16 protein-coding genes are annotated in these 23,003 nt (G+C 71.7%); 11 read left to right on the top strand and 5 right to left on the bottom strand.

All coding sequences use genetic code 11. The annotated features are described in order from the left end of the window. Window positions 1-31 precede the first annotated feature (31 nt). Window positions 32-2,674, top strand: a complete 2,643-nt coding sequence (locus tag ADY59_RS24745) for a ricin-type beta-trefoil lectin domain protein (RefSeq protein ID WP_197093831.1) — start codon at window positions 32-34, stop codon at window positions 2,672-2,674. A 51-nt stretch (window positions 2,675-2,725) separates the two neighbouring features. Here ADY59_RS24745 and ADY59_RS24755 read toward each other — a convergent pair whose 3' ends face one another. Both ADY59_RS24755 and ADY59_RS24760 read right to left on the bottom strand, forming a co-directional pair. After that, window positions 2,726-4,444: a glycosyl hydrolase gene (locus tag ADY59_RS24755; RefSeq protein ID WP_063780768.1), complete on the bottom strand. Its 1,719-nt coding sequence runs from the start codon at window positions 4,442-4,444 to the stop codon at window positions 2,726-2,728. A gap of 187 nt (window positions 4,445-4,631) precedes the next feature. Then, on the bottom strand, window positions 4,632-6,413 hold the full coding sequence (locus ADY59_RS24760) for a DUF2264 domain-containing protein (RefSeq protein ID WP_053175110.1): 1,782 nt from the start codon (window positions 6,411-6,413) through the stop codon (window positions 4,632-4,634). A gap of 160 nt (window positions 6,414-6,573) precedes the next feature. Between ADY59_RS24760 and ADY59_RS24765 the strand changes: the two genes are divergently transcribed. The 5 genes from ADY59_RS24765 (at window position 6,574) to ADY59_RS24785 (ending at window position 11,843) form a co-directional block, all read left to right on the top strand. Next, a complete protein-coding gene (locus ADY59_RS24765) occupies window positions 6,574-7,629 on the top strand; it encodes a substrate-binding domain-containing protein (RefSeq protein ID WP_049566202.1) in 1,056 nt (351 codons plus the stop codon). 103 nt (window positions 7,630-7,732) lie between these two features. After that, on the top strand, window positions 7,733-9,040 hold the full coding sequence (locus ADY59_RS24770; protein WP_049566205.1) for an ABC transporter substrate-binding protein: 1,308 nt from the start codon (window positions 7,733-7,735) through the stop codon (window positions 9,038-9,040). A 63-nt stretch (window positions 9,041-9,103) separates the two neighbouring features. Beyond that, complete coding sequence (locus ADY59_RS24775) at window positions 9,104-9,994, top strand: carbohydrate ABC transporter permease (protein ID WP_049566207.1); 891 nt, start codon at window positions 9,104-9,106, stop codon at window positions 9,992-9,994. Next, complete coding sequence (locus ADY59_RS24780; RefSeq protein WP_231618865.1) at window positions 9,991-10,830, top strand: carbohydrate ABC transporter permease; 840 nt, start codon at window positions 9,991-9,993, stop codon at window positions 10,828-10,830. The genes ADY59_RS24775 and ADY59_RS24780 overlap by 4 nt, the downstream gene beginning before the upstream one ends. An 11-nt stretch (window positions 10,831-10,841) precedes the next feature. Then, complete coding sequence (locus ADY59_RS24785; RefSeq protein ID WP_049566230.1) at window positions 10,842-11,843, top strand: hydroxyacid dehydrogenase; 1,002 nt, start codon at window positions 10,842-10,844, stop codon at window positions 11,841-11,843. A 197-nt stretch (window positions 11,844-12,040) separates the two neighbouring features. On the opposite strand, the gene ADY59_RS24790 is transcribed toward ADY59_RS24785, so the two are convergent. Continuing rightward, entirely contained in the window at window positions 12,041-12,913 is an 873-nt protein-coding gene (locus tag ADY59_RS24790) for an MBL fold metallo-hydrolase (RefSeq protein ID WP_049566210.1), read from the bottom strand. Between the two features lie 118 nt (window positions 12,914-13,031). Here ADY59_RS24790 and ADY59_RS24795 point away from each other — a divergent pair, with 118 nt between their 5' ends. Continuing rightward, window positions 13,032-13,460 carry a MarR family winged helix-turn-helix transcriptional regulator gene (locus ADY59_RS24795; protein WP_231618866.1) on the top strand — a complete coding sequence of 143 codons (429 nt, stop codon included), beginning with the start codon at window positions 13,032-13,034 and terminating at the stop codon, window positions 13,458-13,460. A 452-nt stretch (window positions 13,461-13,912) separates the two neighbouring features. On the opposite strand, the gene ADY59_RS24800 is transcribed toward ADY59_RS24795, so the two are convergent. Beyond that, window positions 13,913-14,503: a TetR/AcrR family transcriptional regulator gene (locus ADY59_RS24800; protein WP_049566234.1), complete on the bottom strand. Its 591-nt coding sequence runs from the start codon at window positions 14,501-14,503 to the stop codon at window positions 13,913-13,915. Between the two features lie 95 nt (window positions 14,504-14,598). Between ADY59_RS24800 and ADY59_RS24805 the strand changes: the two genes are divergently transcribed. Both ADY59_RS24805 and ADY59_RS24810 read left to right on the top strand, forming a co-directional pair. Continuing rightward, a complete protein-coding gene (locus ADY59_RS24805) occupies window positions 14,599-15,795 on the top strand; it encodes an MFS transporter (protein WP_053175113.1) in 1,197 nt (398 codons plus the stop codon). Window positions 15,796-15,840: 45 nt separating this feature from the next. Further along, entirely contained in the window at window positions 15,841-16,629 is a 789-nt protein-coding gene (locus ADY59_RS24810; protein WP_049566214.1) for a hypothetical protein, read from the top strand. Here ADY59_RS24810 and ADY59_RS24815 read toward each other — a convergent pair. After that, window positions 16,593-18,968, bottom strand: a complete 2,376-nt coding sequence (locus tag ADY59_RS24815) for a beta-galactosidase (RefSeq protein WP_049566215.1) — start codon at window positions 18,966-18,968, stop codon at window positions 16,593-16,595. The two genes, ADY59_RS24810 and ADY59_RS24815, sit on opposite strands and share 37 nt — an antisense overlap. 156 nt (window positions 18,969-19,124) lie before the next feature. On the opposite strand from ADY59_RS24815, the gene ADY59_RS47650 reads away from it, so the two are divergent. Next, on the top strand, window positions 19,125-20,558 hold the full coding sequence (locus ADY59_RS47650) for a serine/threonine-protein kinase (protein ID WP_053175116.1): 1,434 nt from the start codon (window positions 19,125-19,127) through the stop codon (window positions 20,556-20,558). 69 nt (window positions 20,559-20,627) lie between these two features. Continuing rightward, a partial coding sequence (locus ADY59_RS24825) for an ATP-binding protein (RefSeq protein ID WP_053175119.1) occupies window positions 20,628-23,003 on the top strand: 2,376 nt, incomplete at its 3' end.

Raw genomic sequence — 23,003 nt, forward strand, 5'->3', positions numbered from 1 at the left:
GAAGAACGCCACACCATCCAAAGGAGATCCCGTGCAACGATTACGTCCTCGACGGCTGCTGACCTGCGTCGTCGCCGGCATCGTCGCCATCGCGGCGTTCGCCGTCGGCACGCCGCAGGCGAGCGCCGCGCCCGCCCGGCCCTCGCCGCTGACCACCCCCTGGACGGCCCAGGCGCTCGACGGCACGCCGCTGCCGGAGTACCCCCGCCCGCAGATGACCCGTCCGGACTGGCTGAACCTCAACGGCGAGTGGCAACTGCGCCAGTCGGCCACCAACGACGCCCCCGTGTTCGGCCAGACATTGCCGGAGCGGGTGAACGTCCCCTTCCCCGTCGAGTCCGCCCTGTCCGGGATCAAGCGGGCAGCCGATGACACGCGCTACTACCTGTTCTACCGCCGGACGTTCACCGTGCCGGCCGGCTGGAACGGCCGCCGCGTACAGCTGCACTTCGGCGCCGTCGACTGGCAGGCCACCGTATGGGTGAACGGCGTACAGGTCGGCGGGCACACCGGCGGCTACGACCGGTTCGAGTTCGACATCACGCCGCAGCTCAACGGCGGCACGAACGAACTGGTCGTCCGCGTCTTCGACCCCACCGACTCCGGGGCGAGCGGGAGCGGTCCCGCCCGGGGCAAGCAGGTGCGCAACCCCGGCGGGATCATGTACACGCCCTCCTCGGGCATCTGGCAGACGGTATGGCTGGAGCCCACACCGGCTTCGTCGATCTACAGTGTGGACACGTACCCGAACCTGGCGAACAACACGCTGAGGGTGCGGGTCTTCACGCGCGGGAACGTCTCGGGCCATTCGGTGCTCGCCGAGGCGCTGGACGGCTCGACCGTCGTCGGCACCGCGACCGGCGGATTCACGGACTTCACCGTGCCCGTTCCGAACGCCCGGCACTGGTCACCGGACGACCCGTACCTCTACAACCTGCGGATCTCGCTGCGGAACGCGGAGAACGCGACCGTCGACCGGACCATGCACTACTTCGGGATGCGCCAGGTCGGCACCGCCATGGTCAACGGGCGCCTGATGCCGACGCTCAACGGCCGGTTCGTGATGCAGAACGGCGTGCTGGACCAGGGTTTCTGGCCTGACGGCGTGTACACGGCGCCGACCGACGCCGCTCTGGCGAGCGACCTGCAGAAGATCAAGGACCTGGGTTTCAACATGGTCCGCAAGCACATCAAGGTGGAGCCGCAGCGCTGGTTCTACCACGCCGACCGCCTCGGCCTGCTGGTCTGGCAGGACATGCCCAGCATGGGGTCCGGCACCGCCGCACATCACACCCAGTGGGAGAACGAGCTGCGGGAGGTCGTGGACGAGCACCGCTCGTCACCCTCGGTCATCGCCTACGTCCCGTTCAACGAGGGCTGGGGTGAGTGGAACCTGGCCGACACCACCAGAATCGCCCAGAACGTCAAGAACCAGGACCCCACCAGGCTGGTGAACGCGCACAGCGGCTACAACTGCTGCGCGTCCAGGGGCGACCCGGGCAACGGCGACATCATGGACTGGCACGTCTACGTCGGGCCGGACTCCCCCACCCCGACGAGCACCCGCATCGCGACACTGGGCGAGTACGGCGGGCTGGGTCTGCGCACACCCGGGCACGAATACAGCCCGAACGGGCAGTTCGGCGCCTACGAGATGCATCCGACCGCGCAGTCGATGACCGACCGATACGTGAGCCTCGTCAACCAGTCCGCGAAGCTGATGTTCACGCGCGGGCTCGGCGCGCTCGTCTACACGCAGCCGTTCGACGTCGAAGGCGAGGTCAACGGCCTGTGGACGTACGACCGGCAGGTGGTGAAGTTCGAGGCGGCCCGCATGCGGGCGGCCAATCTCGGCATCATCACGGCGTCCGAGCGGCTGAACACCGCGCCTCCGCCGCCCGGCCGGGCGATCAACGGTCCGGGCGGGAAGTGCGTGGACGTCGCCGCCGACGACACCGGCGGCAACGGGGCGGCGGTGCAACTGTGGGACTGTCAGATCCATGCGGCCGACCAGCACTGGTCGTGGAACGGCTCGACGCTGCGCACGCTGAACCGCTGCCTGGACGTGACCGGTAACGGGACGGCCAACGGCATCCAGGTCCAGCTGTGGGACTGCAACGGAGGCGGCGCCCAGCAGTGGGTGCCGCAACCCAACGGCGCCCTGCTCAACCCGCAGTCCGGCCGCTGCCTCGACTCACCCGGCGGCGCGACGGCGAACGGCACCCGCCTGCAGATCTGGGACTGCAACGGCAGCCCCGCGCAGGTGTTCCGCCTGGGCGGCGGTTCGCCTGGGGCCACGTTCGTCAACGGCCCCGCCGGGAAGTGCGTCGACGTCGCCGCCGACGACACCGGCGGCAACGGGGCGGCGGTGCAACTGTGGGGCTGCCAGGTTCACGCCGTCGACCAGCACTGGGCCTGGGACGGCCGCGCGCTGCGCACGCTGAACCGCTGCCTGGACGTGACCGGTAACGGGACGGCCAACGGCATCCAGGTCCAGCTGTGGGACTGCAACGGAGGCGGCGCCCAGCAGTGGGTGCCGCAACCCAACGGCGCCCTGCTCAACCCGCAGTCCGGCCGCTGCCTCGACTCACCCGGCGGCGCGACGGCGGACGGCACGCGGTTGCGGATCTGGGACTGCAACGGCAGCCCGGCACAGTCCTTCTGGAAGCAGTAACCCGGCCTGACCTCGGGGTGCGGGACCCACGACTCCCGCACCCCGGGAAGGTCAACCTGTGGCGCAGGACAGGTGAACGGGGACGCCGGCAGGGCCGGTGGCCAGGAAGCCGAAGGTGGTCGTTGCGCCCGGGCGGAGGGTGGCGTTGTATCGGGCGTCGCCGGCGGTGATCCGGCCGGCGGAGACGGAGAGGGCGGTGTTCCAGTACCGCGTGACGGTCTGGCCAGCGGGGGGACGCCAGCCGACGGTCCAGCCCTTCGCCGTGGCCGCGCCGGTGTTCCTGACCTCCACCTCGGCGAGGAATCCGGTTCTCCAGGAGCCGAGAACCCGGTAGGCGGCGGTGCAGCCGGAGCCGTGGTTCTTGAAGTCGCCCAGCTCGTCGCGAGTGATGACGTGCGGGTCCCGGTAGACCCGCGTCAGGAAGTCCAGTGAGTTGTGCTGACCGTCCTGGACGAACGGTCCCGACCAGGTGACGAAGAAGCTCCAGTGCGCGTGGTACGCGCGGGTCAGGGCCGGGTCGGGGATGGAGCCGACCTCTCCGAGCGCGACGAGCTTGCGGTTGCCGCTCAGGTCGACCAGCTTCTCGTACTGGCCGCTGAGCGGACCGTGGTCTCCGGCGGGCGGGTAGGAGTCGACGCTGACCACGTCGACCACGTCGTCGCCGGGATACCAGGCAGGTGAGACCGAGTTCCACACCCAGATGAGGTTGTTCAGCCCGTGGTGGCCGGTCAGCCGGTCGTACAGAATGCGCCACAGCTCCTTGGCCGCCTCCGGGCCCTTCGCGCCCCACCAGAACCAGCCGCCCTCGGCCTCGTGCAGGGGACGCCACAGCACCGGCACGTCCGCGTCGGCGAGTCGCTTGAGCTGGACGGCGACGGCGTCCATGTCGCGGATCAGCAGCCGATAGTCCTGTGACTCCTTGTCGGCGAGGGCGGCGGCCAGATCGAAGGTGGTCGCGTCGGTGTAGAAGCCGCGCCACCACTCCTTGCCCGGCTCGTCGATCAGCCCGCTGGGGGCGTTCCAGTGCCACACGAAGGTGGTGATGCCGCCCTCGGCGTCCCATCGGAGGGCCCGCTCGACCTCTTCGCTGGTGGCGCCCCGTTCGACCCGGCTGGGCGAGTAGTCCATCATGTCCAGCCCGGCGATGGCGGGCGTCGCCCCGACGTTCTCCCGCACCCACTCGATGCTCGGCATGTCCTGCTGCCCGGAGATCACCTTCGTGCCGAAACTGCCGGCGAGGTAGCGCATCAGCCCCTTGGCCTCAGGCGTGGCATTCGGGTTGACGAGCGCGCCGGTGACCTGGTGCGGCGGCGGCGGTTCCACGGGCTCGACGGTGATCGCGTCGATGTAGTACCAGCCCCAGTTGTTCACGATCGTCACCGTGTTGTCGCCCTCGCGCAGCAGCACCTTGCCCGCCGCCGCGCCGGTGAACGCCGTGGTCTCCGTCAGCACCACGTCACCGTGGCCCGCGCCGTTCAGCCGCAGGGTGGCGGTCTTGGTGCCGAACGGCGCGCTGTAGCGCACGGTGAGTGAGTGCAGGCCGCCGGGGCTGTCCGGGATCGTCATCGTGAGGGTGTCGGTGGCGGCGTCGAACCCGGCGACGTATCCGGTCCCCGAGTATCCGGCCGCCCCGGACTCGACGACGACGCCGTCCAGCACACCGTCCTCCGCCTCGACCGTCTGCGCGGCCAGGACGGCGTGAGCCGCCGTCACCGGTACGGCGAGCAACGCGGCGACCAGCGCGAACAGGGCGATCAGCCGGACCTTCATGGCACCGCCTTGACGAGACGAGGAGGCTGGGGGCGCCTCACTCTAAAGGCGCGGCGCGGACCGGGGAATCTCACCAGCCGGCTGCGGCCACGCGTGCGCCGCCTGCCAGCGCCGATCCCCGGCCCGGCGGTGAAACGTTCACACCCGGACAGCGCTGCCACCTCCGCCTCAGCCCGTGTACGCGACATCACTCCGGCGTCTCGGCGACGAGGCCCTCCTGCCCGGTGCGGAGCTCCACCGTGGCGCGGATGCCGTCCGGCCATGCCACGGTCAGCCGCCCGTCCGGGGCGACCCGTACGGAGGGGTCGGCGTCGTCTCCCGCGCCGTCGAGGACGGCCAGCGCCACCGCCCAGCCGTCGCCGGTCAGGCCGTCCAGCACCGGGACGAGCGCCGGGCTGCCGAAGGCGGTGCCGGGGGTGCTCTCGTGAGCCGATGCCGACGCGTACCCGTGCAGCCCCACCAGCCGGGAGCGGGAGCCGCCGGGAGAGGTGAGGCAGACCGCCCGGCCGTCGGCGACGGCGCCGGCGCCGGGAAGGGCCCAGCCGCTCTGGCGCACGCGCGTTCCCGGCGCCACCCGGTGGACGCGCACCTCCGCCCCGCCTCGGATCACGGTCAGGCTTTCCACGGCTCCGGCCGCCGAGGACGCCCAGGCGAGGTCCCCCCTTCCGGGCAGGGCGCCCGCGCCGCGGGGCTGAATGCGGCCGCGGGAGGTGAGCGTGCCGTCTGCCTGGACAAGGCCGAAGTGGTTGTCGGGAATCTCGCCCGGCGCGGTCGGCCCGGTGTGGGACGAGTAGGCGTAGCGGTCGTAGAGCGGATCGCCCGGTTTGTCCTGGCTGCCGTGGTTGATGACGCGAGCGATCCCGCCGGTGTTGACGACCAGGAGGCCGGGGCCGGGAAGGACGGCCGTGCCTTCGGGCCCGGCCTCCTCGGTGGCGGTCCAGAGGGGGTGATCGGCCGGGGCGAGCAGCCCGGCGAACGCCTTGGCGGCCCAATACGGTGAGGCCGAGCCCGAGTACGGTGGCAGGGTGGCCTCGTGCGGCCCGTACCAGCCGAGGGTGAGCAGGCCGTGCTCCGACAGGGCGCCGTGTTCCAGGGCGTGGCGCAGCGCGCCGGAGGTCAGCCGCCGGGTCGCGCCAGGGGAGAGCGGGGTGTGGCCGGTCACCGCCCCCACCATCAGGGCGGCCGCCGTGGCGAACCGGTAGGTCATGGACCGTCCCTGGTAGAGGGGGCGGCCGTCGGCGGCGAAGGTCAGCGCGAAGCTGTCCAGGAACTCCCGCAGCCGAGCCTCGTGGACGGACATCGGCGTGCCGGACAGCAGCCCGTACAGGGCTGGGTAGAAGTGCAGGGCCCAGCCGTTGTAGTGGTCGAAGGCACGGTTGGGGCCGTCGGAGTACCAGCCGGAGCCGGCGTACCAGGGCTCGATGCGCGCCAGGCCGTCCGCGACGGCGGCGCGCGAGGCGTCCGCGTGGCTGCCGGCCGCCGTGAGGAAGCCGCCGACGGTCACGGGGAAGAGCCGCCAGTTGTTGTCGGCCGGCTCGTGGTCGAACACGGTGGCCAGGTAGCGGGCCAGCCGCACGCGCTCGCCGCCGCTCAAGGTGTCCCACAGGTGCTCGCGGGTCAGCCAGAGCCCCAGGGCCAGCGAGGCGCACTCCACCATCGGCTGGAAACGGTCGGCCACCGCCGGCCAGACGTCCGGGCCGTTGACGAACCCGCTCCGGTACGGCGCGAGCGACTCCGGGGGGCCGCCGCCTGCCACCCGGAAGGCCGCGATCAGGAACGTGCGGGCGAAGCCCTCCATCCCGTCGCAGTCGGACCAGCTCGCCCGCCCGGGCAGCCGGATCGACGCGCCGTCCGGCGACCGGTACGGCTCGGCAGCCGCGAGCAGCCCGTCGGCCACGGCCTCCCAGTGCCGGCGGGTCCAGCCGGTGTACGGGCTGAGACGGCGGTCCTCATCGGGCAGGTCGAACACGGGAACTCCAGGAAGACGGGAACGGGCCGTTCGTCCGGCGACGTTAGCGGTGTGCGGGAACGCGACACAAGACGAAGTGATCGAATGAAAGAAAATCGTTCATAACGAAAGTCGCATCGGCTAGGATCTGCATCACCCACGTCCGGCCGAAGGAGCGCCCTTGTCCGTCGAACAGCGCCACAGACTCATCCTCCGCCAGGTCCGCGACCGGGGCTCGGTGCGACTCACCGACCTGGTCGAGGAGCTCGGCGTCTCCGCGGTGACGCTGCGCAGAGACGTGGAACATCTGGCCGCGCAGGGCCTGCTGGCCCGCGTGCACGGTGGCGTGACCCTGCCGCCCTCCGAGGACCCCGACGCCGCCGCGGCCCCGGCGGGCCCCGCGCCCAAGCTGACCATCGGCATGCTGGTCCCGTCGGCCCACTACTACTACCCGGGCGTGATCAAGGGGGCTCAGGAGCAGGCGGCCAGGGCGGGGGCGCGCCTGGTGCTGGGCATCTCGCGTTACGAGGACGAGGAGGACCGCGCGCAGGTGCGCCAGCTCATCAAGGGCGGGATCGACGGCCTGCTGCTGACGCCGAGCAGGCAGCCCGACGAATCCCACGTGGAGTGGCTGGCCGGGCTGCGCGTCCCGGCCGTGCTGGTGGAGCGGCGCACCGAGCTGGCCGGGGCCGCCTCGATGCTCGACGCGGTCGCCTCCGACCATGCCCACGGCTCCTATCTCGGCGTACGGCACCTGGCCGAGCTGGGGCACCGCAGGATCGCGCTCGTCGCCTATCCGAGCCCGACCACGCCCAGGATCAAGGCGGGGATGCTGGCCGGCACCTCGGCGCTCGGCATGGACGAGCCCCGGGAGATCGTCATCGACCGGGAGCAGCCACTCGACCTGTTCATCGCCGACGTGCTGCGGCTGGTGCGCGACGACGGCGTGACCGGCCTGGTCGTACACAACGACGAGGACGCCCTGTCGCTGGTCAGGAACCTGGCGGCCGCCGGCGTCGACATCCCGGCGGAAGTGTCCCTGGTCGCCTACGACGACGAGGTGGCCAGCTTCTGCTCGCCGTCGCTGACCGCGGTGGCGCCGCCCAAGACGGAGGTCGGCCGTTGCGCGGTGAACATGCTGGTCAGGAGGCTCACCCAAGGATCGTCCGCCTCGGGGCGGCATCTGGCACTGCTGCCCGAGCTGAGGGTGCGGGAGTCCTCGGTCCCGCCGCGCTGAAAAGTGTTCGTCGCCATTTCGTTATGATCGTTTCGATCATATCTCTAGACACATCTTCGCTTGTGAGCGAATGATGCTCTAACGATCGAGGCGGAGGTTTGTGATGAGAGGTAAGCGTGTCGCCGGTGTGGCGAGTCTGCTGGCCACGGCTGTCCTGCTGGCGGCCTGCGGAGACGGCGGGGGTGACGCCGGGAAGGAGGCCGCCGGGAGCGCGCCCGAGCAAGTCGTCTTCTGGGGGTGGGCGAAGGGCACCAAGGAGGTCGTCGACGCCTTCAACGCCGCGCACACGGACATCAAGATCAAGTTTGAGGAGATCCCCTCGGGCAACGCCGGCGGATACGCCAAGTTCGCCAACGCCGTCAAGGCGGGCAACGCCCCCGACCTGATGTCCGTGGAGTACCCGCAGGTGCCCGACTTCGTCAGCCAGGGCGCGCTGCGCGACATCACCGCGGAGACCGCCGACATCAAGGCGAAGTACCCGGCCAGCGTCATCACCTTGGTCGAGCTGGGCGGCAAGACCTGGTCCATCCCGCTCGACGCGGCGCCGCAGGTCTTCATCTACCGCAAGGACCTGTTCGAGAAGAACAAGATCGAGGTGCCGAAGACCTGGGACGACTTCCGGTCCGCCGCCGAGAAGGTGAAGAAGGCCGATGCGAAGGCGCGCATCGGCAGCTTTCACCCCGATGACCCCAACCTGCTGGCAACCTACGCCTGGCAGGCGGGAGGCCAGTGGTTCAGCTCCGCCGGCGGCTCGTGGAAGGTCAGCATCGACGACCCGGCCACCCAGAAGGTCGCCGCCTACTGGAACGACCTGATCAAGGACGACCTCGTCAAGGTCCAGCCCACCTTCAGCCAGGAGTGGATCGCCTCGCTGGCCGAGGATCAGGTGTGGGGCTACCTCGGCGCCAACTGGGCCGCCGGCATGATCAAGAGCAACAACGCCCCGCAGAGCGGCAAGTGGACGGTGGCGCCCGCGCCGAACTGGGGAACGCCTGCCAGCGGCATGTTCGGCGGCACCACCTACGCCGTGAGCAAGGACAGCAAGCACGCCGAGGCGGCGGTCGAAGTGGCCAAGTGGCTGACCGGGGCCCCCGAGGCGTGGACCGCCCGCCTCGGCTCGGGCACCTCCAGCTCCTTCCCGGCCATCGCCGACCTGGTGCCCGTCGCCGCGAAGACCTTCGACACCGGCTTCTACGGAGGCCAGGACATCTACCAGGTGTTCTCCGAGGCCTACCAGACGATCAAGCCGGGCTGGACCTGGGGGCCGAGCATGGTCCAGGTGCTGACCTCGTTCAAGGACCGGCTCGGCCAGGTCTCCTCCGGGGCGACGACCGTACCCGACGTCTTGACCGCGGTGCAGGCCGACACCGTCGAGGAGATCAAGGGACGCGGGCTCGCCGTCACCCCGTAGCGACCGCACCCGGCCGCCGCCGGCTTCCTCCCCTCGGCAGGCACCCCTTCGGAAGGAAAGACCTTGACCACCACCCTCGCCGGACGCGAGCGCGGGCGCTGGGCGATCGTGCTGTTCACCGCGCCGTTCTTCGTCCTGTTCGCGGCCGTCGTCGTCGCGCCGCTCGGATACGCGCTCTGGCTCAGCCTGTTCAGGGAGCAGTCGTCCGGGCTCGGCTTCGGTGGCGCGCAGAGCGTCTTCAGCGGCCTGGAGAACTACCTCAGCACCCTGGCCGACCCGGCGTTCCGCGACGGCTTCTGGGTCATCGCGGCCTACGCCGCGCTCTACATCCCGCTGATGCTCGGCGGCGCGCTCGCGCTGGCCCTGCTGCTGGACTCCGGCGCCGCCCAGCTGCGCAGATTCTTCCAGCTCGCCCTGTTCATGCCGCACGTCGTCCCCGGCGTGATCGCCGGGCTGATCTGGCTCTACCTCTACCTGCCAGGCATCAGCCCCATCGTGGCGGCGCTGGCCGACGGGGGGATCCACTGGGACTTTCTCGGCGACCGGGTGCTGAGCTCGGTGGTCAACGTCGCGGTCTGGGAGTGGACCGGTTACAACATGGTCATCTACTTCGCCGCGCTCCAGGCCATCCCGCGCGAGGTGCTGGAGGCCGCCACGATGGACGGCGCCGGCCCGGTCCGGGTCGCCCTGCGCATCAAGGTGCCCCTGATCAGGGGAGCGGTGATCACCACGCTGCTCTTCACGATCATCGGGTCGCTGCAGCTGTTCAACGAGCCGGTGGTCATGGACAGCGTCAGCGACGGCATCGTCAGCACCTGGACGCCCAACATGTACGCCTACGCCGAGGCGTTCGGCAAGAACGACTACGGCCAGGCCGCCGCCGCGTCCATCATGCTCGCCGCGCTGGCCGCCGTGCTGTCCTACTTCGTCACCAGGTGGGGGAACAAGAAGTGACGTCACGCCTGATGTCCAGGGGCGCCGTCAACGTCCTGCTGCTCATCGCCACCGTCTACATGCTGCTGCCGCTGACCTGGCTGCTCTTCGCGGCCACCAAGTCGCTGCCCGACCTGTACGCCACGCCCGGCTTCGCCTTCGCCGATCTCAACCTCGGCGCCAACCTCTCCGCCGTGGCCGAGGAGGGTGACGGCGTCTTCTTCCGCTGGTATCTCAACAGCCTGCTGTACGCGGGCCTCGGCGCCGCGCTCGGCGGCCTCATCAGCGTCGCCTGCGGCTACGCCTTCGACAAGTACGACTGGCGGGGCAAGGAGAAGCTGTTCGGCGTCGTGCTGCTCGGCGTGCTCGTGCCCACCACCGCCACGGCCGTGCCGCTCTACCTGCTGGCCTCGAAGATCGACCTGGTGAACACGTTCTGGGCGGTGTTCATCCCCTCACTGGTACATCCGTTCAGCGTCTACCTGGCCAGAGTCCTGTCGTCGGGCTACGTGCCCGGCGAGGTGCTGGAGGCCGCCCGGTCCGACGGGGCCGGCGAGGTCCGCACGTTCGCGTCGGTCGCGCTGCCCATGCTGACGCCGGCGTACGTGACGATCTTCCTGTTCCAGTTCACCGGCATCTGGAACAACTTCTTCCTGCCTCTGGTCATGCTGTCGGACCAGCGGCTGTTCCCGCTCAGCCTGGGCCTGTACTCGTGGAACACCCAGGTGACCGCCTTCCCCGAGTACAGCACGCTGGTGATCACCGGCTCGCTGCTCTCGGTGGTGCCGTTGCTGCTGGTGTTCGTGCTCCTGCAGCGGTTCTGGCGGGCCGGGATGACCGCGGGCAGCGTCAAGTGACGGGGGACGAGATGATCGGGACCAAGCCGGCGACGCTGCTCGCCATGGGCCGCGGCGTCGCCGGACGGCTGATCACCGCCGAGGTCCGCGACCGCCTGACCGAGATCGCCGACGTGGACCCCGAACTGGTGGCCCACGACTTCGCCGACCCGCGCGTGGCCGCCGCGCTCGAGCGCGCCGAGGTGCTCTGGACGAGCTGGGAATGCCCGCCGATCACCGCGGACGTGCTGGCCGCAGCCCCCCGGCTGAAGGCCGTCGTCCACGCGGCCGGAACCGTTAAGCACCACATCACCGCGGCGTGCTGGCAACGCGGCATCCGGGTGTCGTCGGCCGCCGCCGCCAACGCCGAGCCGGTCGCCGAATACACCCTCGCCGCGATCCTGTTCGCCAACAAGCGGGTGCTCGACATCGCCCGCCTCTACCGCGACCACCGGACCGCCCTCGACTGGGACCGCCGGTTCCCGGGCTTCGGCAACTACCGGCGCACGGTCGGCATCGTCGGCGCCTCCAGGATCGGCCGGCGCGTGGTCGAGCTGCTGCGCCCCTTCCAGCTCGACGTCCTCGTCGCCGACCCGTACCTGTCCGACGACCTCGGCGTCCCGCGCGTCGAGCTCGACGAGTTGCTCGCCCGCAGCGACGTGGTCAGCCTGCACGCCCCCTCCCTGCCGGAGACCAGGCACCTCATCGACGCCGCACGGCTGGCGCGCATGCGCGACGGCGCGACTCTGATCAACACGGCCCGCGGGGCGCTGGTCGACCAGGAGGCGCTGACCGCCGAACTGGCCCGCGGCCGGCTGTTCGCCGTCGTCGACGTGACCGAGCCCGAGGTGCTGCCCGCCGACTCGCCCCTGTACGACGAGCCGCGCGTCCTGCTCACCCCGCACATCGCCGGATCGCTCGGCGGCGAGCTGGCCCGCATGGCCGACCTCGCCCTCGACGAACTGTCCCGATACGCCCGCGGCCGGCCCTTCGCCTACGGCGTCGAAGCCGAAGCTCTGGCCAGGATCGCCTGAGCCCGGGCCCGGACCGTGCCCGGCCGACTTCGGTCACGGCCGTCTCGGGGATCTGCCGCTTGCCCGGGGAGATGGCGGCAGGGGGGAGTGCCGGTGCAGGAGACGTCCGGTTCCCGAGGTCCGGCCACTGGACTTCGCGGCCGCCCCTCAGTGGGGAACGAGTCTGGCCAGGTCGTCCTGGACGTGCTGCCGGGCGGTCAGGCGACGGGGACCCAGGTGAATCGGCCGTCGGGCCCGCGTTCGGCTCGGCCGAAGACGACGTCGGCGAAGTGGCCGCCGTAGCCGATGGTGCCGGGGCGGCTCAGTTCCTCGACGAGGCGGCGGCGGTGCCCGGCGGATTCGACGGGGTCGTGGTCGATCCCGCAGGACCATTCGGGGTGGGTGACCTGGACCGGCGCGTGCAGGGCGTCGCCGAACGCGATCAGGCGCCGGTCGCCGCCGGTGATCGTGTAGGCGGTGTGGCCGATCGTGTGTCCGTGCGCGAAGGAGGCGTGGACACCTGGGAAGATCTCCTCGCCGTCCCCGATCGTGCGGACCCGGGGTTCCATGACGGCCAGTCGCGGGTCGGCGGCGAGGTCACGCCGTTCCCATTCGGGCGCTGCGACCAGGATGGCGGCGTGCGCGAACGGCGGCGCGTCCTGGCCGGGGGCGCTGCTCCAGGACCAGCCCAGGTGGTCGGAGTGCAGGTGGGTGATGGCGACGGTGTCGATCTGTTCCGGCGTACGGCCCAGCCGCCGCAGACTGTCCAGCAGCTCACCGCCGGACAACTCCCCCAGCAGCGGGTTGGCCGGGTCGTCGGGGTGGGACTCGGGCCCGAATCCGGTGTCGACGAGCATCGCGCGGTCGCCGCGTTCGATGAGCAGGGCGCCGATCCCGGCGGCCAGGAAGCCGTCGGCGTCGAGGTGGTCGCGGTGGTCGGCCCAGTCGGCGGCGGTGGCGGCCGGCAGCCAGCCGCGCGGCTTGAGCCGGGCCATTCCGTCCGGGACGAAGGTGATCGTCACATCACCCAGCTGGAGCGAGCGGGTGCGGGGGGCACGGCTCAGCCGTGCGCGGTCGAAGACGGTCGTCATGGCCAGGATTCCTGCCTCTTGCTCCGCGAAGGGATGCCGTCGGGCGACAGCACAGGCAGGACGTTACAGCTAGAATCATTCTAATTGCAATCATTCGAGTTGTAGTAGAATGGGGCGCGTGATCGACGAGCGCGAGCCTCAGCCCCAGGCCGAACGGGTGCTCTGCGGCTTGATCAACGGCCTGGCCAAACAGATCGAGGCGCACGTACGGGTCCGCGCGGCCACCCTCGGCCTGACCACCTCGCAGGGCGTCGCGCTGCGCGAACTGACCGGCCCCATGACCTTGCGCGAGCTCGCCGAGCGGATGAGCTGCGAGCCCTCCAACGCCACCTTCGTCGCCGACCGCCTCGAGGAACAGGGCTATCTCGAACGCCATCCGCACCCCGGCAACCGCCGTGCCAAGCAACTCGTCCTGACGCCCGCCGGCACCGAACTCCGCGAGCGCCTGCTGCGGCTGCTCTTCGAGGAGTCCCCGCTGGCGCCGCTGTCTTCCGCGGAGCAGGAAACCCTGCAGCGCCTCCTCGCCCGCGCCGTCGTCGACCGCTGAACCGTGCGCCGGACGCGTACACCCGGGGCGGGCCCGGGGCGTGATCTTGACGGGTTCGCCCCGTCCTCGGTAGATGATGTTCATCGTCATGGTGTGCGTGTCGCCGCCGTCCGGTGGGTGAAGCGCACGATGGCGTCCCAACCCCCTCGAACGTTCCGCCCGTAGCTCCATTTTCCCGCCGTCGACGGCGACTTCCAGGTGTGCTTGCCATTCCTGGCACGCAGGTAGTCCTGTGAGCAGAGCTCCCGGCCGATGCTGACCCCCGGGACCGGCCCGTCCCCCCTGGTTTCTGGGTGATCTCCGTGGTGTCGGCGGCGTACCCGCCCGAAGCCCTGAACCGGTACGCACCGGACCCTTTCCTGTCCCAGGCGGCCGGGGGCCCGCCGCGCGATCATCACCACTGATGATCTCCATCTCATCACGGCGACCTGAACGCGTCGGTCGCTCGTGCGCTATTTCGACGGGGTCGCGAGGTGCAGGGCGGCCTGCATGAGTGCCGCCTTGGCCGATGCGGGCGTGCTTGAGCTGTCGGCGTGCATCATGCGCGCCATCTGCGGTACGGCGTACCACCAGCCCGCGAGGGCGAGGACGAGGAAGGCGAGGTCGGCCGCGGGAAGCCGGTCGCTGATCGCGTTGCTCTGCTGCGCCCGCGCGAACGCGGCGACCTTGGTGCGGTAGTAGTCGGTGCGGGACGCCTCGTCGGGGACCTCGGGGAGGTCGAGCAGCCCTTCCCAGAGCAGGAGCCTGGTCAGCTCGGGGTGTTCGGCGTGGTATTCGTACACCGAGCCCGCGTACCGGGCCACGGCCTCGGGGCCGTCGAGGTGGTCGAGCGGGACGGCGGCGGCGACCTTGTTGAGCTCGTCGGCGAGCACGGTGGCGAAGAGCTGGGGCTTGTCGCCGAAGTAGGTGTACAGGCGCTCCTTGTTGACTCCCGCACGCCGGGCGATGCGTTCCATGGTCGTGCCGCCGAGACCATGGGCGGCGAACTCGGCGACGGCGGCCTCTTTGAGTTTGCGCTTGGTCTCCTCGGTGTTCCATGCCATGCCGGCCAGCATATCCAACGCTCCCGTTGCAGTTTGCTCGCCGGTCTGCCTACACTGCATCTCCAACGCAACCGTTGGAGATCTGGAGAAGCGCCATGCCGGCCATCGCGACCACCCCGCACGCACCCGTCCTCACCGGGCGCGCACCCCGCGGCGGCGTCGTCGTGCTGCTTGTCGTCACGGCCTTGATCGTGCTGACGCAGCTGTACGTGTCGATCCCGCTGCAAGAACCCGTGGGCGCCGAGTTCGGTCCGGCGGGAGTGACCGCGGCGCTCACGGCGGGCTACTCGTTCTTCTACGCCGTGGGATTCCTGGTCTACGGGCCGTTGTCGGATCACCTCGGACGTCGCCGTGTCCTGGTGTCAGGTCTCGCCGTGCTCACGATGGCCACCGTCGCGGTGGGGCTCGCGCCGTCGCCGGCCGCCCTGGGGGTGCTTCGGGCAGTGCAGGGCGCCGCGGCCGCGACGTTCGCGCCAACGGCGCTGGCCTACCTCGGGGAGGCCCTCCCGCCACGACGGCGTACGGGGGCGATCGGGGCCATCTCCGTGGCCTTCCTCGCCGCGGGGATCGTCGGGCAGGTGGCCGCCACAGCCATCGGCGCCGCCGGCTGGCGCTGGGTCTTCTTCCTCGGCGGCCTGGCCCTGGCCGTCCTGACCTTGATCTCCGCCGCGATGATCCGTGAACCCGCTGCGGAGCGGCCGCGCCAACCGCTCCCGAGTCGATACGCAAGCCTGGTCCGCTTCACCGTCCGGCCCCGCTCACTCGTTCTCTGCGCCGGGCACCTTGTCGTCCTCGGCGGCTTCGTCGGGATGTACACCCTGCTGGGTCCCCATCTGGCCGACGCCGGGCTCTCCTCCGCCGAGACCATGCCGGTCCGCGCGGCGGCGCTGCCCGCGATGTTCTGTTCGCTGCTCGCCGGCCCCTTGTCGGACCGCTTCGGCGTCACGAGGTCCGCGCTGATCGGATTCGTCGTCGCCGCCCTGGGCCTGGCAGGCGAAGCCGTACTGGGCGGGAACCTGATCGGTGTCACCGCGGCGAGCGTCGTCTTCGTCGCGGGAGTCGCCATCCTCGTGCCGACCATGATCACCGTATGGGGCGACGCCGCCCACCCGGCCCGAGGGATCGGGATGGCCGTCAACGGATTCGTCCTCTTCCTCGGCGCCGGCCTGGGCTCCTACGCCACCGAGCTGCCGGGCGGCTTCTCCACCGCCCTCCTCATCCTCGCCGCCCTCTATCTGGCCGCCGGAATCGTCATCTCCGCCGCGACCGGCCGCACCCGTCCGGCTCGATGAACCACCAGGACGTACGCCACTTCCATCACCCGAAGGAGTAACGCCGTGCCACGACCGAGAACACTCATCTTCCCCGGCATCGCACTCGCGGTTCTCGCGACCGCGGGAAGCGCCATTGCCGCCAACGCCGGAGAAGAGACCGGGTCCGTCGCCGTCCGGCCACTGCCGAGCCAGCCACGCGAGGCTTCCGCGACGCCGTCCCCCACCGCCGACAGTCAGGCCGACAGCCGGGCCGACCTCCGTGACGCGCGACGGCTGGCGAGCGGCGCGCTGCGCGGCACCGGGCTGAGCATCCCCGCCGGCTGGGACGTCGTCGACGTACGACGTGAGCGACACGACGACCGCCAGGTCACCGTGATCCGTCACCAGCCCGGCGGCTACGTCCTCGGCGGCCCTCACACCAGCCTCGTGCTCGACGAGGACGGCACCCTCCTCGGCTACACGCGACTCACCGGGCAGGGCGGCGCCGCCGCCCTGCCCGGCGCCGCCGCGAGCGAACGGACCGCGCTCGAATTCCTGGGACAGGTGGCCCCCGGGTACGTCGGCGGCCTCCGCGTCGAATGGGTCGACCGACACGACGAGACGGTGACCCGGCCTGACGGCAGCACGGTCACCGTCTCAGGGATGAAGGTGAAGATGCACCACGACAACGGCCTCTACGCCTGGGTCATCGTCGGCGCCGACCGATCCATCCTGACCTACGAACGAGACATCGCCTGGGACTCCGGCCGAGGGCGACGCGGCACCCAGATGTGGCTCCACGACTCCTGGATCGCCGCCCACGACAACACCGGCCCTCAACCTGACCCGCCGTACGCGCCGGCCACGTCGTAACGCAGCTCCAGCACGGTACGGGTGACCGGCACGAACTCCGCCGAGCGCAGCTCCAGCGGCCATCGGCGCGTTCGTGCCCCCGGGGACACGTACACGGGCGCGTCCCGTGCGAACGGCAGCAGGCGCAGCTCGATCTGCCCGTGCTCCAGCAGCTCCTCACGGAAACGGCGCAGTCCGATCTCCCAGGACGGGCCGTACCAGAACTGGTCGGCCACCAGGCGCCCGCCGATGTAGGCCCGGCCCACGTCACCGGACCAGTCGAGGCGCAGCAGCACCTCGTCCTCGCCGTCGAGCAGCGCGTCGGGCACGGTGACCCGGTAGACGGCGGCCTCGCCGAAGTCCTCGTCGCCGGGGGCGGAGGCACGGCCCGACGCCTGGTCGATGACCGGCCGCCTGGCAGGTCCCGCCGTTGCCACCAGCTCAACCTCCGCGGCCACCGTCCCGGTTGTCCCGGACGGCGGCGTGGGCGGCTCGATGACGTCGCAGCCGTCGTTCCCCTGGGCGAGGGCAGGGTAGACGCGCAGCGGTTCCCCGGACCCGCCGCCGTACAGGACCAGCCGGTCGCCGTCCGCGACGGCCGGACGCGAGCTGAGGATCAGCCGGTCCGCGCCCCACGCCTCGGCGCGTGTGGCGGTGAGCGCGCTGTCCTCGTCCAGGATCAGGACCCGGGCGCTCGACCCGTCGGAGGCGGTGACGCGCAGCAGGCAGTCGACGCCCGGGCGCAGGTCACGCACGCTGAGCCGGTCGCCGTCGACGGCGGTCACGGTCGCCGGGCCGTCGATCGCCGCGACGGTGGCGCGGTCGAAGACCAGCTCGACCGGGATGTCCGCGACCTGGGTCAGGACCTGCACGGGTTCCGCGCCGCCGAGGACACACACCGGCTGAGCGGAGGCGGTCAGCAGCAGGCTGCTTCCGATCGGCCTGGCGAGCGGCCAGACGAAGAAGGCTCCTGAGGGCACGGTCACCGGCGCGGCCGGGACGACGAGCTCGCGGCCGTCCAGCTCGACGGCGAACTGGACGCCCTGATGCTCGGGCAGTGTCTCGACCGGCTGGTGATTGTTGACGAACAGGAACCCCGAGCGCCCGTCGGAGCGCACGGCCCAGCGCAGGGAATGCCGGTCGGCGGTGTCGTCCGGCGCGCCCGGCGGCATCGTCAGCGTCATGGTGGCCAGGTCGGACCCGTCGGAGGCCAGCCAGAGGTGCTGCAGGCGCAGGTAACGGTAGGAGTCGCGGAACTGCCCGTACTCCCCGAGTGGCGCCTGGAAGTCGTAGTTGATCACCGGGCAGTCGTTGGGGTAGCCCGTGGCGTGCGACTCCTGCAGAGTGGACAGCTCGCCGATCTTCTGCGAGCCGCCGTGGTACATGTAGTAGCCCTGCCACACCGATCCGCTGCCCAGCTTGACCAGCGCCAGCGCCGCGACGTCCGCGGCCGGCACGATCGGCCGGCGGTGGTAGGAGGTGTACATGCCGCCGCCCAGCTCGCAGGTGGCGAACGGGTAGCGCGCCAGATGGCTCTCGTCGGAGCCGGTCGCCCCGGCGGCACGCAGGTCGGCGCCGATCGAGTCGTCGTCCCGCCCGTGGCCGAAGAAGTAGTGGGCCCGGCTCTGCCGTGGCCAGCCCTCGTGCGCGGTGTCCCAGGCTGCTTCGGGATAACCGCCGAACAGCGGGATCAGCTCGTCCGGCGGGAGCTGCGCATGGCCCCACCCGGTCGCCGTCCACAGCGGCGCGTCGATGCCCGCCGCCACGGCCATGCGTTTCAGCGTGAGGAGGTGCTCCGGCTGGTCGTACAGCTCATTCTCCACCTGCACCGCCACCACGGGGCCCCCGTCCCGGCGAGTCAGGCCCGCGAGCTGGGCGCCGATCTGGGCGAACAAGGGCCGGACCAGCTCGAGGTAGCCGGGATCGTCGGTGCGCGCCACGCAGTCGGCCCCGAGCACCCAGTCCGGGAAGCCGCCGTTGCGCGATTCCCCGTGCCCCCACGGCCCGATCCGCGCCACCACGTCGAGCCCCAGCTCGGCACAGGTGATCACAAAGCATCGCAGATCCCGGTCACCGCTCCAGTCGAAGACGCCGCGGCGCTCCTCGTGCAGGTTCCAGAAGACGTACGTGGCGACCGCGGTCACACCGCCGGCCCGTACCTTCAGCAGTTCCTCCCGCCATTCCCCCGCCGGGTAGCGGCCGTAGTGGAACTCCCCCATGATGGGGAACCACGGCTTGCCCGCCCTGCTCAGATGTCGCGAGTTCACCGTGATCGCGCCGGGTTCGCCAGGCAGATCGCCGAGCCGCAGCCGTCCCTGCGCCGGCGGAGGGACCTGCCCCGGAACGCTCAGTCGCCGCACAGTCGCACCTTTCCGTCAAGTCGCACAACGCACTGGACAGTACCGGTGGCCCTGAGGCGGAAAGGGAGGGCCTCGCACGCGGCGGCGCGTTCGCGCCCGTCTTCGCTTACTGTCCAAGGCGGGAGCGCTGCTTGCACAAGGAGGAAGACGTCGGGAATGAGCACGCGGACGCAGGAGCATCTGGGCCCGTACCGGCTGATCGAGAAGATCGGCGAGGGCGGCATGGGGGTCGTCCACCTCGGACTCGACGGCGCAGGCCGGAAGGTCGCGATCAAGGTGTTGCACCCGCACGTGGCGGCCGACCTGAAGGCGCGCGACCGGCTGGTCCGCGAGGTGGAGACCATGCGGCGGGTGCGCAGCCCGTACGTGGCCGAGACGATCGACGCCGAGCTGACGGGCAGCAGGCCGTACGTGGTGACCCGGTTCGCCCCGGGCCGCACGCTGGAGGCCACGGTCCTGGACCGGGGCCCGCTCGGGGCGCGTGAGGTCGTCGCGCTGGCCCGCAAGCTGTGCCAGGCGCTGGTGGACATCCACGAGGCCGGCGTCGTCCACCGCGACCTCAAGCCGTCCAACGTCATGCTGACCGGGGACGAGCCGCTGGTCATCGACTTCGGCATCGCCCACCTGGTGAACGCGGCCCGGCTGACGCAGTCCGGGATGTTCGTCGGCACCCCCGGCTACCTGGCCCCGGAGGTCATCCGGGACTCGCGGATCACCCCGGCGGCCGATGTGCACGCGCTGGCCTCGACGGTCTTCTTCGCCGCGACGGGGCTGCCGCCGTTCGGGACCGGGACGTTCGAGGCGGTCTGCTTCAACACGCTCGAAGGACGAGCGCAGATCGACCGGGCGCCGGCGTGGCTGCGGGGCTGGCTGAGCCGCGCGTTGCAGGTCGATCCCGCGGCGCGGCCCGGCGCGCGGGAGCTGCTGCGGATGGCCGGCGCGCTCGATCCGGCCGGGCGGGCGGAGCCGGTGCTCACGGACCGCACGCTGACCCTGAACACGGTCTCCGATCTGCTTCCGCCGGTCCAGTACGCCCCGAGCGGCCGCCCCTCGGCCGCTCCCGCGCCGACCCTTCATGCCGAGCGGCCGGAGCCGAAGCGCCCGTCGCCGCCCCGGGAGCCCTTCGACCTGCGGCGCTTCCTGGCCGGCAGCGACTTCGCGGGAGTGCTCCTCCTCGTGGTGCTGATGGCGCTGACCGTGCTCATGCCGGTCGCCGTGGGACTGGCCTCGGCGGCGCTGTCGCTGGCGTTGCGCGCCGGCGCGTACTTCCTGGGCGAGAACCGGCGTACGTTGTCCAGGGTGGTGCTCGTGACGGCCGGGCACATCGTGCTGTCGCTGGCGCTGGGCATCGCCGCGTCGAGCTTCCTGAACTGGTCCGGCCGGTTGGGCACCAGCCATGTGGAGCCGCTGGCGGCGAGTATGTTCACGCTGGGCCTGTTCGTGCTGCCCGGCGCGGGGACCGTACGGCAGGCGGCGTCACACACGCTCGCCCGGCTGCTGCCCGGTCACAGGGCGATGGTGGTGTCGTCGGCCGTGCTGGGGCCGGTGGCGCTGATCTCGGTGATCACGGCCGTGATCGAGCTGCTGTAGCGGACGCCGAGCTCCGTTACGGCCCGGGGTGACGTTGATCTATGACTTCGGGTGCAGTTGAATGAGCGGGTGCGTGCTGGGCGGGTGGTCTCCCCGGTTCTGGTGGGGCGGGAGAAGGAGCTCGCCCGGCTCGGCGCGCTGGTCGCCCGGGCGCCCGCCGTCGCCGTCGTCGAGGGCGAGGCCGGCATCGGGAAGTCGCGGCTGACGGCCGAGCTGCTCGGAGGTCCGGCGGTGGCGGGCCTGCGGGTGCTGGCCGGGGCCTGCGTGCAGATCAGGGAGCCGTTCCCGCTGGGTCCCGTGGTCGAGGCGCTGCGCGGGCGCGCGTCCGAGCTGGCCGGGGTGACGCTTTCTCCGGTGGCGGGGGCGCTGCGCGAGCTGCTGCCGGAGCTGGCCGGGGTGCTGCCGGAGACGCCGCCGCCGCTCGACGACCGCGCGGCCGAGCGGCACCGGGTCTTCCGGGGGCTCGCCGAGGTGCTGACCGCGCTCGGTCCCGCCGTCCTGGCCGTGGAGGACCTCCACTGGGCCGACGGGCAGACGGTGGAGTTCCTGACGTACCTGATGTCGGTGTTGCCGGGCACCTTGCGGGTGGTGCTGACGTACCGGGGCGAGGAGGCGTCCGGGGCGGTGCGGGCGATCACGGCGCGCGCCCCCGACACGATCGCGGCCGAGCATCTGGTGCTGCCCCCGCTCGACGCGGCCCAGACGCGGGTGATGGCCTCGGCGATCCTCGGGGCCGAGGAGGTGACCGCCGAGTTCGCCGAGCACCTGTGCGTGCGGGCCTCCGGCCTGCCGCTGGCCGTACAGGAGTTGCTGGCGCTGCTGCGCGACCGCGGCACGCTCATCCGGTGGGAGGGCGGCTGGGCGCGGCGGGCGCTGGAGGAGCTGGACGTGCCGAGCGGCGTGCGCGCCTCGGTGCGGGAGCGGGTGGCCCGGCTGTCCCCCGGCGCCAAGGAGGTGGCCGAACGCGCCGCGGTGCTGCAGGTTCCGGTGCCGGTCGCCCTGCTGTCGGGGCCCGACGTCGGGGCGATCGACGAGGTGCTCGGCTCCGGGCTGTTCGCCGACACCGGCGGGCTGGTCGGGTTCCGTCACGTGCTGGCGGCGCAGGCGGTCTACGAGGCGATCCCGCTCGGCCGCCGGCAGGCCCTGCACGCCGCCGCCGCCGGCACCGTACGCGGCCTGCGCCCGGTGCCGCTGGGCCGCCTGGCCCACCACCTGCGCCAGGCGGGCCGGGCCGGGCAGTGGGTCGAGGCCGCCATCGAGGCGGCCGAGCAGGCGTCACGGCTGGGCGACGACGCCGAGGCCGCGCGCCTGCTGGAGGACGTGCTGCGCGCCACCGACCTGCCTGCGGAGCAGCGGGCGGAGCTGACGGTGAGGCTCGGCTGGGCCGCCCTGGAGCTGCTGCGCCCGCCGCCGGTCGCCGACCTGGTCACCGGGGCGCTGGAGCAGGACGTGCCGACCCCGCTCCGCGGCCATCTGCGTCTGCTGCTCGCGCTGCACCTGGAGCGCACCCGCACCGACGGCGCCCGCATCGGCGAGGCCTTCGCCCGGGCAGCCGAGGACCTGTCCGAAGAGCCGGGGCTGGCCGCGTGGGCCATGGCCGGGGTGGGCCGCCCGCCCAGCGGCCTGCCGCCCGAAGAGAGCAGGTCCTGGCTGGAGCGGGCGCTGGCGACCCTGCCGGCCGTCGCCGACCCGGCCATGCGCATGCTGGTGCTCGGCAAGATCGCGATGATCTTCGTGGTGATGGGCGACCCGCGCTGGGCCGGGCTGGCCGGCGACCTGCGGCGGGAGACCGGCGGGCGGCGGCTGCTGCGCCGCGAGGTCAACGCCTACCGCTCCATCGGGGGCGCGGCCCTGTTCAGCGGGCACCATCGCGAGGGCCGCCGCCTGCTGACCTCGGCGGTCGAGGACGGCGCCGAGCCCGACCTGCGCGGACGGCTCGAACTGCGCTGCCTGGTCAACCTGGCCGCGGCCGACTACTTCGAGGGCTCCTGGCAGGGGCTGCCGGCGCGGATGCAGGAGCTGCGGGACCATTTCGGCGACGAGCCGCACGAGCGCATCCTCGTCGACATCGTGACCGCCTGCCTGGCCGCGGTGCAGGGCCGCCAGGAGGCCGCGCTGCCGCCGCTGCTCGACGCCGCCGCCGAGGCCCGCGCCCGAGGGCAGTTCGACGACCTCGTGCTGCCGCTGGCGATGCTGCTCAGGCTGTCGGCCGCCCGGGGCGAGCCGGAGCCGGCGATCGAGGCCGCCGCCGAGGCGGGCCTGCACTGGGAGGCGGGCGAGCTGTGGCCGGTGGCGGTCCGGGCGCTGCCCGCGCTGACCGAGGCGCTGCTGGCGGCGGGCCGTCCCGGCGAGGCCGCCGACGTCGTCGCGCGGCACGCCGCCCGGCTGGCCGGGCTCGACGCGCCGCTGGCCGCGACCGCGCTCGTGCACGCCCGGGGGCTGCTG

This window comes from Nonomuraea sp. SBT364, from assembly GCF_001083785.1.
In the GTDB taxonomy this organism is placed as follows: domain Bacteria; phylum Actinomycetota; class Actinomycetes; order Streptosporangiales; family Streptosporangiaceae; genus Nonomuraea.